This window comes from Kovacikia sp. CALU 1929, from assembly GCF_056784235.1.
In genome coordinates this window covers 35,135-50,452 of the sequence record NZ_JBXBCF010000080.1, presented here as the reverse complement: position 1 = coordinate 50,452, position 15,318 = coordinate 35,135, and the positions used below count along the sequence as shown (strand labels likewise).

Sequence of the window (15,318 nt, the reverse complement as noted above, 5' to 3'; positions counted from 1 at the left end):
GAATTGTCAAGGCAGTTAAGTACTGATCCCAAGCATCTCTGAATCTTTAATCCGCAGTTAACGCTTCTGCACATGGGGAAATCATGATCAAGTCTGCTCTCAAAACCCTACTTGCTACCACCCTGGGAACTACCGCCCTGAGCCTGACCGTGGCTATCGCACCCAGTTACGCCGCCAGGGTAACTTACGACTTTTCCATCGACGTTCCCACTGGCGCTTACGCTGGCACCCATAGCGGTAGCTTCAGCTTTGATGATGACCATCTCCTCGGCAGACCTCTTGAATCTGCGGCTCCTTCCACGGCATTGGGAAGTTTGGCGGTGGAATTTAACTTTCTGAGAAGTTTATTCGTCGCAAACAATGATGCAGAGTTTCCCGTATATCCACAAGTGTATTTCTCTAATGGAGAACTCTTGGGGCTGAGTTTTCTGGTTGTCGCATCGGGTATAAACCCTGGCTTCTTCATTGTTCCAGGTAATATCAGTAGCTTGCCGGAAGGTTTATATGTTGGTAATACAGATCCTTTTAACGGCACACTTGTTAGCTCAACTATCAGATACCGAGTAGCTGCGGGTAACCCTGACCCAGAACCAACTCCAACTCCAACTCCCAGCCCTGACCCTTCTCCAAGTCCCTCTCCGAGTCCGAGTCCCAGCCCTGACCCCTCTCCAACTCCTTACCCAACTCCTACCCCCGACCCAGGTGGACCAGCGGAAGCAGTTCCAGAACCGTCAGAAATTGCAGGTACTCTTCTCGCCCTTAGTTTTCTGGGGCTGGGCTTAAAGAGGCGGAGAAAATCGTGCTCAGTTCTTGATAAAAGAGACTCGTGAAGGTGGGCAGAAGTTTTTGAGCAGAGGAGCAAGGGGGCGGAGAGGCAGAGGGTCAGGGGGAGAGAGGGGCAGGAAGAATGAAGAAACGAATATTTCCTAACTCTTCACTTTCAACTCTCAACTCTTAACTCTCCCCTCCCTTCTCTTTCCTCAAGCTGGATGAAAATAAAACGCAGCTCCCAAAACCGTGTAAGTTGCCAGAAGTAAAACTCCTTCTAGCCAGTTTGAGCGACCATCCAGGCTGATTAGATTGGCGATCGCCACTGCCAGGGTGACCGCGACCACCTCAAACAGGTTAAAGTTCAAGTCCATGGGCTGCCCAATTACCAGCCCTACCAGCACCAGAATGGGGGCAACCAACAATGCCACCAGCAGACTTGAACCCATTGCCACTGAAACGGATAAATCCATATTGTTTTTCATTGCCACCCGTACAGCCGTGACATACTCGGCTGCGCCACCGACTAACGGTAGCAAAATCACACCCGTGAACAGGGGAGTTAGTCCCAGCCCTTTGGTGGCTTCTTCAACGGCACCGACAAAAATCTCAGACTCAAAGGCAACGGCGATCGTGGCGATTAATAAAATCCCGACCCAAAGCCAGACGTTTGGTTTGTGGTCAGTTCCGTGTTCAGCTTCGGTTAGTTCATTCTCCAGATCTGCTTCTGCGACTTCGTACAGATAGGTATGCGTATTGAGGGAGAAAAATACAGTCAGGGCATAAACCACAATCAAGACAACGGCAACCGTTACGGAAAGTCCCTGAATCGCCGATGGCTCGACCCCATCCGATGTCGAGATTACCATTGCTGGAACAACGATCGCGCTGACTGCCAGGGTCATCGTGGAACCATTCACCCGCGCCACAACGGGCTGAAACTCCTGTTCCTTATAGCGCAGCCCGCCCAAAAACATCGACAGCCCCATTACCAGGAGCAGGTTGCTGATAATGGTGCCGGTAAGGCTGGCTTTCACAATATCGACCAGTCCAGCTTTCAGCGCAACCAAAGCAATAATCAGTTCAGTGGCATTCCCAAAAACCGCATTCAGCAAGCCCCCCACCGATGGGCCCGTAACCACAGCCACTTCCTCGGTTGCCGTACTAAGCCAGATTGCCAGGGGAACGATCGCGATCGCTGACGTGATAAAAACCGTCAAAGCTCCCCACTCCAGGTACTCAGCCGCCACTGAAATTGGGATAAAAATCAACAAGCCAATCGACAAAAGGTTCTTCACTTTGAGGCTTCTCCATCTCGCCGGCCCAATTCATAAATGCCACTGCCAATACACGCCAGCATTCCCATGCTGATTGACCAGCTCCGCCCTAAACCCAATTCCACACCGTAGTTACAAATACTGCCCACAAATAAAAAGGGTACAACACTGAAAATCGATGCATAGAAACTGTTGAGCGCTTCCCTGGCATGGCGGGTGCGCTCAAACTCCTCCACTGAGGCATAGAGCGATCGCTCCGCAAAATTGAACCAGCGATTCAATTGCAATGTCACCCAATCGCTTACAGGAGAAAATCCCAGGTATAAAGCCAGGGACCATAACCCCACCCCCGCAATCATGATTGGGTCAATTTCTAAATCAAACTGTAAGAATTCACTCAGCATGGCAATCCCGTGTCAAATCATCCAGCGCACAAAGCGGCTTCCACAAGCAGCGTTCCAGCACCCTTGTCCAAAATGTTGTCTGGTTAGCATCTTAACGAAAATTAAACACTCAGAAAACTATCTTGGAAAGAACTGCTGTTCAAACTGGCTTTGGGCAACGATTTCCCCTTGTTTGATCACAGTGCGTTCGACCGGGGGGGCAGCGATCGCTTCACTTACCGACTTCACATTTAGTAACACCAGATCGGCAACTGCTCCTGGCACAATTTCACCCTGATGCAGCCCAATCGCCTGGGCAGCCAGAGTTGTTGCCAGATTTAGACAAAGCTGATGGCTGGCAGGGGTGCCCAAATGTAGAACCTGCGCCAGCAACGTACCAATTTTCAGCACATCCCCGTCCCCGAATGGGGTGAAAAGGTTCTGAATATTGTTTGTTGCTACCCCACTGATGACTCCCATCGTTGCCAGGGAATGGACCGGGGCAACGCCTCGCCGTACATCATGCGTATCCCTCCTTGCCATCATGTACAGGTCAGACGCAGGTAGCGCCAGGATCGAGATTCCGGCATCACGAACAGCATGGGCGATCGCGGTCAATTCGGTGGGAGGTGAGCCTGCCAGTTTGGTCATGTGTCCCAGGCAAACCCGCCCCTGCCAGCCTCGTCGTACCGTTTCCTGAATCACAAAGGGTAACAGTAAGGGCTGATCATCATCCAAAAAGTCCAGGTGAAAGTCCACATCGCAGTCAAACTCCTGGGCAAGATCGAAGATGACCCGAATATTTTGCTCTGGGTCAGGGTCTACATAGGGCGCGGAACCAATGACTGCCCCACCCAGTGCGAGTGCTTGCCGTAGTAACGTCTCTGTGCCCGGTTGGTTGGTAATCCCTTCCTGGGCAAAGATGGCTAACTGTAAGGTCATGCCCCAGGCATATTCTGCTTGCAACGGTAATAGCGCCTGGATGGCGGTTAAGCCGACACCTGGATCAACTTCAACATGCGATCGCATTGTCGTCGTACCAAAGCTGATCGCCTGCTCTATTGCCCGCCTTGCCCTGGCTTGAATGTCTTCAACCGTAAACGCTCGTTTTGCCCGCCAGGTCTCTCGCAACGCTTCATCAAAGTCGCCCTCTACGCGCTGGCAGCGATCGAGCAGAAATACTTTATCTAGATGCATGTGAGCATCGACTAAGCCAGGAATCAGCAATTTACCCTGAGCGTTTAGGGTCACTCTAGCGCTGGCAGGATTAGCACTGGCAGGATTAGCACTGGCAAAGCTGAGGCTAGAAGAGGCAGATTCAGCAACCTCGCTGATATAGCCTTGAGAAATTGTAATATCCCAAAATCCATCCCGCTCTGGTAAACGAGCATCGGTAATTTTTAAGTCCATTGTTGAGTGGAGTTTGCATTCCTAAAGGAATGAGAATTAAATAAGTTCGGAATTGGGTAGGGGCGGGTTTTACCGTCAAATCCATCGCACCAGACAAATTGGACTGCTAAACCCGCCCGTACAGTTTGCGGGGTTATTAAATCCAGGATCCTAAGGAATACGGCGGATTGTCCCCAATCCGCAAGTACTTTTAACCATCTCGTCAAATTTCAGCCGCTGAGGTTCTGTAGAAATACGATAGGCAGAAAATCACAGACTTTCGATGATGATACCGATGCTCTACCTAGCACAGTTCCCTGCCCTTTCAGCTTTGGTCAATTTGCAATGAATGCATTCAGTCAGGCTCCCGACAAACTTTCATCAGCAGAACTCGCCTTCCAGAGTCAAAACGCATTTCTCCCTCTTCTGTTAGAGAACATTCCCCAATGCGTTTTTTGGAAAGATACTCATGCCGTTTATCGGGGCTGTAATCAACGCTGGGCAGACGTGGTAGGAATTGCAGACCCCGAAGAGATTGTGGGCAAAACCGATCATGACTTGCCCTGGGCGCGGGACGAAGCAGAGGGCTATCAGGAGCACGATCGCCTCACCATTACAGCCGCTCAACCAGAACTTCACATTCTGACAACCCGTCTCAAAGCCAGCGGCGAACAACTCTGGTTTGATGCCAGCAAAGTCCCCATCTTCGATGCAAACGGTCAAGTCATCGGAATTCTCTGCATGTTTGAAGACATTACCGAACACCAACAGGCGGCTGAAAAGCTAAATAAAAGCGCTGAACTCCTCCAACTCGTCCTGGACAATATTCCCCAGGCGATTTTTTGGAAAGACCGGGACTCGGTATATCTGGGCTGCAATAAAAATTGGGCACAGGCAGCCGGAATTTCACCGGAGGATGTCGTGGGCAAAAACGACTTTGAGCTGTTCTGGACTCCAGAGGAAGCTCAACTCTATTGTGAACAGGATCGTCGGGCAATGGAAACGGATACTCCCGTTCTGCACCTGATTGAGCATCGCCAGCAGGCAGATGGTAAAAACGCCTGGATTGATGTCAATAAAATCCCAATCCATGATGCAGAGGGCAATGTGATTGGGATTCTGGGCACGATTGAAGACATTACCGAACGGAAACAGGCAGAAGTTGCCCTGCAAGAATCGGAAGCCGAACTCCGAGAACAAAAACAGCATCTAGAAGAAACCCTGAACGAACTCCAACAAACCCAGGCTCAGTTAGTGCAGACTGAAAAAATGTCGAGTCTGGGTCAACTGGTTGCCGGAGTCGCCCACGAAATCAATAATCCGGTGAATTTTATCTTTGGCAACCTGGTTCATGCGAATGAATACACCAAGGATTTGCTAAATCTAATTCATTTGTATCGGGACCATTACCCCAATCCCGTTGCCGCGATCGCAGAAGAGGCAGCCGCGATCGACCTTGAGTTTTTGCTGGAAGATTTGCCCAAGTTGCTGGCATCTATGCGCGTAGGGGCAGAACGGATTCAGAAAATTGTGCTGTCACTCCGCAATTTCTCCCGCATGGACGAGGCAGATATGAAAGCCGTTAACCTGCATGACGGGCTGGAGAGTACGCTGCTGATCTTGCACAATCGCCTGAAAGCCAGACATGACCATCCCGGCATTCAGGTCGTCAAGCAATACGGCAATTTGCCTGATGTGGAGTGTTACGCTGGACAGCTCAACCAGGTATTTATGAATATTATTGCGAATGCCATTGATGCCCTGGAAGAACGAGACAATCAGCGATCATTTACAGACCTGAGCGATCGCCCCAGCACCATTACCCTCCGCACAGAGCAGATCAGCACTGACCGGGTTGCCATCCGGATCCAGGACAACGGACCCGGCATGGCAGAATCTGTCAGAAGACGGCTGTTTGATCCCTTCTTTACAACTAAACCCGTGGGGCAGGGAACGGGATTGGGGCTTTCCATCAGCTATCAGATTGTGACCGAAAAGCACCAGGGAAACCTTACCTGTAGCTCAAACCTGGGACAGGGCAGCGAGTTTTATATTGAGATTCCCGTTTTTCAGAAGGTGAGAGAGGGGGGGAGGAGGAGTTGAGAGTTGAGAGTCGGGGCAGGACACCCTTTTTAGGACATATCCCTGATACCTAACACCTAACACCTAACACCTAAACACCCAACACCTGTTCCTCACCCTGACACCTCACCCCTGACATCGGTACAATGAGCGTTGTCACCCAGGTGGATATACACCTCACTTATGGAAGCACCGCTGAACATAACCTTGCAGATCATTCTGACGGTGATCGCAGGGATTGGCGCACAGGTGTTAGCGGAGTTTCTCAAACTTCCCGGCATTGTGTTTCTGCTGCTGTTTGGGATTCTGCTGGGTCCCAGTGCAACGGGATTACTCAATCCCGATCGCCTCGGCATTGGCTTAGAAGTGATTGTTTCCCTGCTGGTAGCGGTCATTCTGTTTGAGGGCGGCTTTAATCTGCAATTGCGAGATTTAGACAGGGTTTCGGGTAGCTTAAGGAACCTGGTCACAGTGGGGACACTGATCACGCTGTTGGGTGGGGGCATGGCAGCCCATTGGTTGAGTGAGTTTCCCTGGGCGATCGCCTTTCTCTATGCTTCCCTGGTTGTGGTTACAGGTCCGACCGTGATCAACCCGCTGCTGCGCCAGGTCAAGGTCGATCGGCAGATTGCCACTCTGCTAGAAAGCGAAGGGGTTTTGATTGATCCGGTAGGGGCAATTCTGGCAGTTGTAGTTTTGAACATTCTGCTGAATGGGGATGCTGCCCCTTTAAACATTGCCAGCGGTTTGATTTTGCGCCTTGGCATTGGGGGGGGGATTGGAGTCGCGGGTGGGTGGCTCTTGGGCGTGATCCTGAAACGAGTGGGCTTTCTTTCCGATGATTTGAAAAACCTGGTGGTGCTGGCGGGCTTGTGGGGTTTCTATGGGCTGGGGCAGATGATCCGCAGCGAATCTGGGCTGATGGCGGTGGTAGCGGCGGGAATTGTGCTGCGAGCCTCTTCCCTACCAGAAGAACGATTGCTCCGACGGTTTAAGGGACAACTCACGATCCTGGCGGTGTCTGTCCTGTTTATCCTGCTGGCGGCGGATCTGTCGATTCCGGGTGTACTTGCCCTGGGCTGGGGCGGTTTGTTTACGGTGCTTACCTTAATGTTTGTGGTGCGCCCCATCAACGTCTGGATCTGCACCTTAAATAGCGAACTGAACTGGCGGCAAAAGTTATTTGTGTCCTGGATTTCACCCAGGGGAATTGTTTCCGCTTCGGTTGCCTCCCTATTTTCCATTCTGCTGACCCAGCGGGGGATTAATGGGGGTGATGCCATCAAAGCGCTCGTGTTTCTCACGATTATTCTGACAGTGTTTTTGCAGGCGTTGACGGCTCAGGGAATGGCAAACCTGCTGCAAGTGAATCTAAAGTCGGCAACGGGGGCAGTGATTGTGGGATGCAACCCGCTGAGTCTGTTGATTGCCCGGTTATTTGCTGACCAGGGGGAACCCGTCGCGTTGATTGATACTGCCCCAGAAGCACGCCAGCAGGCAGAGAAGGAAAACATCCGAATTTTTATCAACAGTGCCCTGGATACGGAGGTGTTGGAGGAAGCCGGACTGGCAACGATGGGCACGTTTCTGGCAATGACCAAAAATGGTGAGGTGAATCTGGTGGTTGCCCAACAGGCGGCTGAAGAGTTTGGTCCGCCCAGGGTACTGGCGGTGTTTCCGCGCGAGTCCCAGTTGAATACAACGAATCCTAAAATTACGATTCGGCAGGCGTTTATCCCCCAAATTTCGGTCAAGGAATGGATCCAGCATATCAACGATGGGGCGGTCAAGCTGGGAGAAACGACTTTGACGGAGGAGGACTTGACCCAACGCCAGCTTCACTTAAAGGCAATGGTGGCTGAGGGCAGGTTGGTACCGCTAGTACTAGAGCGGGAAGAGTGCCTCCAGGTTGCTCTGGCAGACGAGAACTGGCAGGCAGGAGATCGCCTGATTTACCTGTTACACGACCCCAAACCCAAGTTGCTAAAGCTCCTGTCTGGCTCCAGTCAGACCCGGCTCAACCCTGAAAAAATATCTGAGGTAGAAGCCATTCCCTTACCCCAGGTGAAATCCGAAGAGGTTCTGGAAGAAGTGCGAATAGACGAAGGAGCCGTTAAGCAGTAACTGCCATAGGCTTTTAGCCGTTAGCAACTAGCGAATAGCCAGTACTCAAGCGGAAATCTGGATACGTTGACCTGCTTCGCACTCCGAACTCTGCTCTGGTTGAATCAGGGGTGTCAGGTGTTAGGTGCCAGGTATCAGGTGCCAGGTGCCCGGAACAGTAAGTAGCTCTAAGCTAAGTTCTACTAGTCAACTCTGTAAAGTTGCTTGTTAACAAGCCCTCAGCGATCGCCCCGGACTCCCCATCGCCCGCTGAGGCACCGGCTGATTTTGGTAAAGGATTGGCTTCCTGTTGAATTTCCCGTTCCTGCCATAGCAGTCCAGTAAGATGGGCGATCGCCAGGGCGACTGCACCTACAGCCAGCAGATAACTATGCAAGGTATACATGTGGGCAACCGTGAGTGTCCCCACAGCGTTTCCACCCGTCAGGATTTGCCGCAGTGGGTGACCAATGAGCGGAATGGCTTCAATGGTGCCCAGTTCGATTTTGAACCGCCAGAAGCCGATTTGCGACCAATCCAGGATAATGGCAGTCCAACTGAGGGCGATCGCTACTAGCGTGAACAAGATACCGCTGACCCATGCCGTTAACCAGCTTGGGCGCAGTCGTTCGCTCAGAAACATCACCACTAGTTGAATCAGAGCAACCCCGATCACGCCATTTCCGGCAATATCGTGAATCGTGCGAATTAGCCAACCGTTTTCCACATTGGTCGTCACGACTTTCAGCGACTGATAGGCACCACCCGCCGTAGGTTCGTAATAAAATGCAAGCAAAATTCCAGTCAATGTGGCAGTCAGTGTGAGGGTGAGAACCACCACCGCCAGTATTGTCGAAAGCCGTCGGAGAACAAATGCCAGGGTTTTCATGAGGCTGTACCCGCCGTTCGAGTATATATAGTTTTGTAACTCAATTTTAACGAAATATTAAGGGTGATTCCAAGCTTTCATCCGAGTTTTGAATTGAAATTGATGGTGGATGGGTTTCTTGGAAATTGTCGCCAAATATATTGTTTTGTAACAAAAAATTTATTGAAGTCTGGTGGCGAACCCTGATGCTGCCAGGTTGAGTAGAATTTTGAGCAAATTTCTCCAAGGAATTTGCGGAAGCTTGCCCTTATTGCCATACAGTGTTTTTACGTATGTAATTTAGTAACTCAAACTTCACATCTTGAACTACGTTCTGAACTGCGGCATGGTGAAACGGCTTGTAGAAACTAATTTTTCCGGGTTGGGGGATAAAAATGGACGTTAGCCTGATTCTCTCTAATATCTTGAACCCACCCGTTCTGTTCTTTTTCTTAGGCATGACGGCAATCTTTGTTAAATCCGATCTGGAAATTCCACCCCCAATTCCCAAACTGTTTTCGCTCTATCTGCTGTTTGCGATCGGGTTTAAGGGTGGGGTCGAGTTGGCAAAGAGCGGCATCAATCTGGAAGTGGGGTTGACCATGCTGGCAGCCATTGTGATGGCATGTGCAGTGCCTGTCTACACGTTTTTTATTTTGAGGCTGAAACTCGATCCCTATAATTCAGCCGCGATCGCTGCCACCTACGGTTCTATCAGCGCCGTTACCTTCATCACTGCCAGTTCCTTTTTGCAACAGCTAGGGATTGACTTTGATGGCTACATGGTAGCTGCCCTGGCTCTGATGGAATCGCCCGCCATTATTGTGGGATTGATTCTGGTGAATCTAACGGCTGAGCGAGATAGCGATCAGGAATTTGTCTGGTCTGAAGTATTGCGAGAAGCTTTTCTCAATGGCTCTGTCTTTCTACTAGTCGGGAGCCTTTTAATTGGTTTTCTGACGGGGGAGCATGGCTGGAAGGTTTTGTCTCCCTTCACCCAGGATATGTTCTATGGCGTTTTGACCTTCTTTCTGCTCGATATGGGGCTGGTTGCGGCGAAAAGAATAAAAGATCTGGAAAAAACGGGTGCTTTCCTGATTTCCTTTGCCATTCTGATTCCAATTGTGAATGCAGTCATCGGGCTTTTTGTTGCCAAACTAATCAACATGCCTCAAGGTGATGCCCTGTTGTTCTCAGTCCTTTGTGCCAGTGCATCCTACATTGCGGTACCCGCTGCCATGCGGTTAACCGTCCCTGAAGCGAATCCCAGCCTTTATATTTCAACTGCCCTGGCTGTGACCTTTCCCTTCAATATCATTGTTGGTATACCGCTGTACCTGTACGGTATCAATTTGTTTTGGAGCTAAAATTATGCATCCGGTCAAACGCATAGAAATTATCTCGGACTCGGTAGAACTTGGAAAGATCCTGGAAGGGCTAAAGAAAACAGGGATTTCTAGCTATACCGTAATTCATAACGTGGAAAGCAAAGGAATTAAGGGAACCGTGTTTGATGACTCTGCGGTCACTATGCTGGACAATGCCTATGTCATTGCTTTTTGTCCACCCGACAAGTTGAAGCCAGTTATAGAAGCCATTCGTCCTATTCTCAACAAATTTGGCGGATCTTGCTGGATCTCAGAAGTCCTGGAGATTCGCTCGGTCAGATGTATTGCGTCTATGTAGGTAGGTGATTAGGTCAGTAGTCACGAAGGAACTAGAGAATATGAGTCAAATTTATGGATTGATTGGTCGGCGGAGCTTTTTGCAGGCAACGGGAATGGTGGCAGGTGGTGTTGCAGGGGCGATCGCCGGAGTTACCTGGAATGCTACCCCAGCCAGGGCAGACGATACCCTTGGTCCTGACGATGCGCTGCAAGCGCTTCAGTCCGGCAATCAGCGGTTTGTTCAGCACAAACCTACCTATCCCCATCAATCCGCAAGTCGGCTGAAAGAAGTTGCCCTGAGTCAACATCCCTTTGCCACGGTGCTCAGTTGTGCTGACTCACGGGTGCCTGTGGAAATCCTGTTTGATGCAGGTGTTGGCGACCTGTTTGACATCCGCGTTGCTGGAAATATCATCACACCGGAGGTCTTGGGTAGCCTGGAGTATGCGGCAGCGCTTCTGCATACCAGTCTAATTATGGTACTGGGACATGAACGCTGTGGGGCAGTCACCGCAGCCGTAGAAGATGAGCCACTGCCCGGTAGTATTGGCTCTCTGGTGACGGCAATTAAACCGGCAGTTGGCAGGGTAAAAGGAAAGCCTGCTGACCTGGTTGAGCAAGTGGTGGTTGAAAATGTCCGCTACCAGATTGATCGGATGCGGCAACAGTCCCCGGTTCTGACTCAATTAGTGGCTGAGGGGAAGCTCAAAATCGTAGGTGGTCGGTATGACCTGGATAATGGGGAAGTCTCTATTGTGACCTAGAGAGGTGGAGGAATTGTTGGTTGTTGTTGGAGTGGGGTCACTGGTCATTTTCAACTCTTTCCTTCATCCTTCATTCTTTCCCCAGGTAGGGAAGCCAGGTGTCGATAGGCTCAGGCGATCCGTACCATAGCCCTGCTTTGAGCGAGTGGCGCACGCCATCCAGAGTCAGGTTTTCTGCACCTTCCAGGTGGGCTGATGCGATGGGCGTGATGCCGTCGCCCCAGCAATTGCCCTGCCCACAGGTGAGCTTGTAGCTGCTGTATGCCAGCCAGGACTTGAAGCGATCGCCATAGACTGCTTTGCCTGCCACACACACATAGCGGACCTCTGGATAAAACGCCCCTGGATAGCTGAGGTTGACAAAATCCAGGTTCTTGCGTGTCCAGCGCTCCAGGCTGGTATGGGGGGTACCCAGGGTAATCAGCGTGGAGACGGACTCGCGTGCATTCCAGACGCAATCTTCCGTATCTTTGGGATGAACACAGTAGGGCTTTTCACCTAAATAAATACGCGACAGCCATCCTCCTGCCGAGTGCCCTACCAGATTGATCTGACTAGACCCACTGTGCTGAAGTACCTGCTTAACGGTGCTGTCCAGTTTTCGCAGGATGGGAGTGACTGACCGCCCTCCTAGAGTTGGAATCCAGTCCTGCCAGCGAATTGGCACCACTGTTGCAGGGATGCCCCTGGCTTGTAAGCTTTGTGCGATCTCCTGATACTCCGGTGCCCCGGCAAGATATCCCGGCAAAATAACCGTTGGCAGTGCCATGCTATTTCACGTAACGAATTATGAAGTTCTTTCAATCTAGTCTAAACCAGCATTGTAATATCCGCCCCGGATCGTCTCATTGGACTAGCTAAGGTTCTCAAGGCTGTTACTGACAACAGCCTTATAGCCGTTTCCGCTTGCGTAAGCCACCCACCCACATCCACTCATCCCCATGCAATTGTGGGTTACTCCTCTGAAGAACGCTGTAAGTTAGTAGACTCTGGCTTTCATCGTTTTCAAGCTTGCATTCAGCACTGAAGTCTATGTCCAGCCCAAGCTTAACAAGTGTCTGTGGAGAAAGGGACAGGCTTCAACTGGCTGTAAATGGAACAGCGATCAGACGGCAGTACCGATCCATCCCATTTACGACTCCTGAATCTTGCTCAAGAACATTTCAATATCCTGCTCTAGCTGGGGTAAAACAGACTTTGCCAACGTCAGATTGACCGTGAGTTGCTCATAATTGAGAGGTACCTCGTAGGCATGGCGAAAAAAGTGGCGAAATCCACGCAGCCCGTTTAAGGCAATAAAAGTTTCGAGGGAGAGAACGGATGGTCTAATGTCAGGCACATCCTGCATCATGCGCTGTAGTAGGGCAGAGTGCCACCGAGCTGAGTCTGAAATATTGTTTTCAAAATGAGTGGCAATGAGTTTGAGCAAATCTTCAACCGCGTTGTAGAAGTTGTGAAGTTGATAAGCCACACTCTCCATACGAATAACATTGTCAGGACTTAAGCCTGTGGCTCGATCATTGAGACGGTGAGCAATACGACGCAGGGTCGCCAACTGAGCCGTCAGGTCGGTGACAAAGATAAGTCGGGCTGCTCTGTCCATGCAATTCCTGTTTCGCGAATACGATGCTGAAATGGGCACTTTCCCAGTTCGATGAGATCGACATCTCGCTCTAAATAGGCAGACAGCAGGCTGATGGCGATGAAGTATTGATCGGACTTAATCTGTTCAACGGCAATGTCTACGTCGGAGGTGTCATGGAACTGTCCTGCGCGGCTGGCAGACCCAAAGATAAACGCTTGCCTGATGCCATAGTCAAATCCATGCTGATCGAACCATTGCTGAACTTTTTGCACGATCGCCTGGCGTTCTTGCTCCTGGATCTCGCGTCGCTGTTGAATAAGTTGATTCAGCAACTGGGTTGTCATTTCACTCTTTCTCAGAGTATTCAGGGTATTTTCCTATGCTCCTAGTTTAGGATACGGACGCCGAGAGGTGCATTACTATGGTGAGGTTCTTCGCGGTCGGGCGATCTCACGGCGAGGCGGGTGATTTGCCCTTCACAAATGAGATTGTCTCCCTTAATTGATTGTCGGTCTTTGCCATGCGATCGCGCTTGAGGAGTTTCCTTTTGGGATCTCTCAAGGGTGCGTGAAGAGAGGAATGAGAGGGAGGGTAGGGAAAAAATGGATGGGTGGTGTTTTACGTTTTCCTCCTCCGTTAGAAAGACTTATGTCAGGAAACTGTGAAGATTCATGTCACAAAGTTTGTGTATCTTGTTACAATACTTTCGAATGGGGGATTACTTTGAATAGTAACCCGCTGCAAGTTTGGGAACGCGCAGTCGGTTTTCCTCCAATATGAGAGAACAACGTAATTGACTTCAATTGACCAGTCCTTGGGGCTGGTCTTTTTTTGTGCTGACAAACAGGATGAAGCAAGAACAGAGTTTTAATTCACTCAACTCTTGTTTGACTGATGGATGACCAAGACAAATGACCAAATATGGATCAATGGTGACTTCTCTTCAGTCAGGTACATCCCGTTAAGACAGGGTGAGGGTGTAGGAGATATCGGTGAAAATTGCTCTACAAAGTAGAATAGAGGAGATTTACAGTGTGGGCGTTTTAGGCGATCGCCGATCCAGTTTGCCCCATGAATCAACCCCTATAATTAGCCTGGTTTCTGACCATTCCCCTTACACGGCAATCTATTTTTCCTCGGATCGTGTTCCTCCAATGGCTGCCCAGCCTTCCCCCAATAACCCCTCATCCACAACCGAGTCTCTGGCAAACCTCCAAGCCAGAATTGCAGAGTTGGAAGAACAGGTGCGGCAGTACGAGCTTACCCTTCAGCAGGAACGGGCAGCCAAACCACAGTACGAAACCAGGCTGAAACGCACCCAGGAACTGCCAACTTCCCCAGAAATCCTATATCAGGGGGAGCACGAATTGTGTACCCTCGTGGAAAATATACCTGATATCATTTTCCGCCAACTGTTTGAAGATGCCCCTATCGGTGTGGGGCTGATGCACCCAGAAACCTGCCGTTGCCTCCGGGCAAACGCCATGCTGGCTGAGATGCTGGGTTACAGTGAAGCCGAACTGACCCAGATGGACTTCATCCAACTCACCCACCCGGATGATATTCATTCCGATCTGGAGCAGCTTCAGCAAATGATCGCAGGCACCACATCCAGGTTCCAAATGGAAAAACGGTTTATTAAAAAAGATGGAGCGGTGATGTGGGGCAATTTGACCGCAACCTTGATCCGGCACCAAGACGGTACTCCGCTTTACAGCATGGGCATGGTTGAAGATATTAGCGAAGCGAAGCATGACGAAGTCGTTCGCAAGCAAGTCGAACAGCAAATCAAAGCCTCTCTCCAGGAAAAAGAAGTGCTGCTCAAAGAAGTCCATCACCGAGTCAAAAACAACCTTCAGGTCATCTCCAGTTTGCTCAGAATGCAAGCCAGACAGACCAACGATGGCAGCACCGCAGCCCTGTTCCAGGATGCCCAACATCGGGTGCAGTCCATGTCGCTGATCCACGAACAGCTTTATCAGTCTCCCAATCTTTCCCAGATTGACTTTGGTGATTACCTCTATAGACTGGTCAATAATCTGTTCCACTCCTACGGCATCAGTCAGCAGCAAATCGCCCTCGAAATTGAAACGAACGAGCCAAACCTCACCCTCAACACCGCAATTCCCTGTGGGTTAATTGTGAATGAACTGGTTTCAAACTCCCTCAAATACGCCTTCCCCAATGGTCAATCAGGCACCATTGCTATCCAGTTACAATCCCAGCCTTGCCATGAGCGTATCGATAGCTACCAGGGCATACTAACGATCTCAGACAATGGCATTGGCATCCCACAAAACCTTGACTGGCAAACCTCCCCATCCTTAGGTTTAAGAATTGTTCGCAACTTGGTCACTCAACTGAAAGGCACCCTTACCCTGAGACAAAGCCAGGGCACCCATTTCTGCATTACGTTTCCAAGGACATGAACC

14 protein-coding genes are annotated in these 15,318 nt (G+C 50.4%); 7 read left to right on the top strand and 7 right to left on the bottom strand.

All coding sequences use genetic code 11. The features are described 5' to 3' along the window. Window positions 1-83 precede the first annotated feature (83 nt). Window positions 84-830, top strand: a complete 747-nt coding sequence (locus tag AC1S52_RS21080) for a PEP-CTERM sorting domain-containing protein (RefSeq protein WP_482031017.1) — start codon at window positions 84-86, stop codon at window positions 828-830. A gap of 150 nt (window positions 831-980) precedes the next feature. Here AC1S52_RS21080 and cax read toward each other — a convergent pair whose 3' ends face one another. The 3 genes from cax to AC1S52_RS21065 form a co-directional block, all read right to left on the bottom strand. Further along, the gene (cax, locus tag AC1S52_RS21075; protein ID WP_482031016.1) at window positions 981-2,066 is read right to left on the bottom strand and encodes a calcium/proton exchanger; all 1,086 of its coding nucleotides are present in this window, start codon (window positions 2,064-2,066) and stop codon (window positions 981-983) included. Then, the gene (locus tag AC1S52_RS21070) at window positions 2,063-2,449 is read right to left on the bottom strand and encodes a hypothetical protein (RefSeq protein WP_482031015.1); all 387 of its coding nucleotides are present in this window, start codon (window positions 2,447-2,449) and stop codon (window positions 2,063-2,065) included. The genes cax and AC1S52_RS21070 overlap by 4 nt, the downstream gene beginning before the upstream one ends. 117 nt (window positions 2,450-2,566) lie before the next feature. Further along, window positions 2,567-3,838, bottom strand: a complete 1,272-nt coding sequence (locus AC1S52_RS21065; RefSeq protein WP_482031014.1) for an amidohydrolase family protein — start codon at window positions 3,836-3,838, stop codon at window positions 2,567-2,569. A gap of 324 nt (window positions 3,839-4,162) precedes the next feature. On the opposite strand from AC1S52_RS21065, the gene AC1S52_RS21060 reads away from it, so the two are divergent. Both AC1S52_RS21060 and AC1S52_RS21055 read left to right on the top strand, forming a co-directional pair. Next, window positions 4,163-5,920 (top strand): PAS domain-containing sensor histidine kinase, encoded by a 1,758-nt coding sequence (locus AC1S52_RS21060; protein ID WP_482031013.1) that lies wholly within the window; start codon window positions 4,163-4,165, stop codon window positions 5,918-5,920. Between the two features lie 162 nt (window positions 5,921-6,082). Further along, the gene (locus AC1S52_RS21055) at window positions 6,083-8,023 is read left to right on the top strand and encodes a cation:proton antiporter (RefSeq protein ID WP_482031012.1); all 1,941 of its coding nucleotides are present in this window, start codon (window positions 6,083-6,085) and stop codon (window positions 8,021-8,023) included. A gap of 172 nt (window positions 8,024-8,195) precedes the next feature. Here the strand turns inward: AC1S52_RS21055 and AC1S52_RS21050 are convergent, their stop codons facing one another. Continuing rightward, window positions 8,196-8,891 carry a cytochrome b N-terminal domain-containing protein gene (locus tag AC1S52_RS21050; RefSeq protein WP_482031011.1) on the bottom strand — a complete coding sequence of 232 codons (696 nt, stop codon included), beginning with the start codon at window positions 8,889-8,891 and terminating at the stop codon, window positions 8,196-8,198. 374 nt (window positions 8,892-9,265) lie between these two features. On the opposite strand from AC1S52_RS21050, the gene AC1S52_RS21045 reads away from it, so the two are divergent. Genes AC1S52_RS21045 through AC1S52_RS21035 form a run of 3 tightly spaced genes read left to right on the top strand, consistent with a single transcriptional unit; the run spans window position 9,266 to window position 11,301 of the window. Further along, window positions 9,266-10,237: a sodium-dependent bicarbonate transport family permease gene (locus tag AC1S52_RS21045; RefSeq protein ID WP_482031010.1), complete on the top strand. Its 972-nt coding sequence runs from the start codon at window positions 9,266-9,268 to the stop codon at window positions 10,235-10,237. A 4-nt stretch (window positions 10,238-10,241) separates the two neighbouring features. Next, window positions 10,242-10,556 (top strand): P-II family nitrogen regulator, encoded by a 315-nt coding sequence (locus tag AC1S52_RS21040; RefSeq protein ID WP_482031009.1) that lies wholly within the window; start codon window positions 10,242-10,244, stop codon window positions 10,554-10,556. Between the two features lie 40 nt (window positions 10,557-10,596). Continuing rightward, complete coding sequence (locus AC1S52_RS21035; protein WP_482031008.1) at window positions 10,597-11,301, top strand: carbonic anhydrase; 705 nt, start codon at window positions 10,597-10,599, stop codon at window positions 11,299-11,301. Between the two features lie 70 nt (window positions 11,302-11,371). Here the strand turns inward: AC1S52_RS21035 and AC1S52_RS21030 are convergent, their stop codons facing one another. The 3 genes from AC1S52_RS21030 to AC1S52_RS21020 all read right to left on the bottom strand — a co-directional run bounded on the left by AC1S52_RS21030 (window position 11,372) and on the right by AC1S52_RS21020 (window position 13,230). After that, window positions 11,372-12,070, bottom strand: coding sequence for an esterase/lipase family protein (locus AC1S52_RS21030; protein ID WP_482031007.1), 699 nt, complete (start codon window positions 12,068-12,070; stop codon window positions 11,372-11,374). A 363-nt stretch (window positions 12,071-12,433) separates the two neighbouring features. Next, the gene (locus AC1S52_RS21025; protein ID WP_482031006.1) at window positions 12,434-12,904 is read right to left on the bottom strand and encodes a ribonuclease toxin HepT-like protein; all 471 of its coding nucleotides are present in this window, start codon (window positions 12,902-12,904) and stop codon (window positions 12,434-12,436) included. Beyond that, complete coding sequence (locus AC1S52_RS21020; RefSeq protein ID WP_482031005.1) at window positions 12,865-13,230, bottom strand: nucleotidyltransferase family protein; 366 nt, start codon at window positions 13,228-13,230, stop codon at window positions 12,865-12,867. Before AC1S52_RS21020 ends, AC1S52_RS21025 begins: the two co-directional genes overlap by 40 nt. 648 nt (window positions 13,231-13,878) lie before the next feature. Here AC1S52_RS21020 and AC1S52_RS21015 point away from each other — a divergent pair. Beyond that, the gene (locus tag AC1S52_RS21015; RefSeq protein ID WP_482031004.1) at window positions 13,879-15,315 is read left to right on the top strand and encodes a sensor histidine kinase; all 1,437 of its coding nucleotides are present in this window, start codon (window positions 13,879-13,881) and stop codon (window positions 15,313-15,315) included. Window positions 15,316-15,318 lie beyond the last annotated feature (3 nt).

Excerpts from the sequence above, each read along its gene's own strand:
- AC1S52_RS21080 (WP_482031017.1), top strand. The coding sequence starts at position 84 with ATGATCAAGTCTGCTCTCAAAACCCTACTTGCTACCACCCTGGGAACT.
- AC1S52_RS21070 (WP_482031015.1), bottom strand. The coding sequence starts at position 2,449 with ATGCTGAGTGAATTCTTACAGTTTGATTTAGAAATTGACCCAATCATG.
- AC1S52_RS21065 (WP_482031014.1), bottom strand. The coding sequence starts at position 3,838 with ATGGACTTAAAAATTACCGATGCTCGTTTACCAGAGCGGGATGGATTT.
- AC1S52_RS21060 (WP_482031013.1), top strand. The coding sequence starts at position 4,163 with ATGAATGCATTCAGTCAGGCTCCCGACAAACTTTCATCAGCAGAACTC.
- AC1S52_RS21055 (WP_482031012.1), top strand. The coding sequence starts at position 6,083 with ATGGAAGCACCGCTGAACATAACCTTGCAGATCATTCTGACGGTGATC.
- AC1S52_RS21050 (WP_482031011.1), bottom strand. The coding sequence starts at position 8,891 with ATGAAAACCCTGGCATTTGTTCTCCGACGGCTTTCGACAATACTGGCG.
- AC1S52_RS21045 (WP_482031010.1), top strand. The coding sequence starts at position 9,266 with ATGGACGTTAGCCTGATTCTCTCTAATATCTTGAACCCACCCGTTCTG.
- AC1S52_RS21040 (WP_482031009.1), top strand. The coding sequence starts at position 10,242 with ATGCATCCGGTCAAACGCATAGAAATTATCTCGGACTCGGTAGAACTT.
- AC1S52_RS21035 (WP_482031008.1), top strand. The coding sequence starts at position 10,597 with ATGAGTCAAATTTATGGATTGATTGGTCGGCGGAGCTTTTTGCAGGCA.
- AC1S52_RS21030 (WP_482031007.1), bottom strand. The coding sequence starts at position 12,070 with ATGGCACTGCCAACGGTTATTTTGCCGGGATATCTTGCCGGGGCACCG.
- AC1S52_RS21025 (WP_482031006.1), bottom strand. The coding sequence starts at position 12,904 with ATGGACAGAGCAGCCCGACTTATCTTTGTCACCGACCTGACGGCTCAG.
- AC1S52_RS21020 (WP_482031005.1), bottom strand. The coding sequence starts at position 13,230 with ATGACAACCCAGTTGCTGAATCAACTTATTCAACAGCGACGCGAGATC.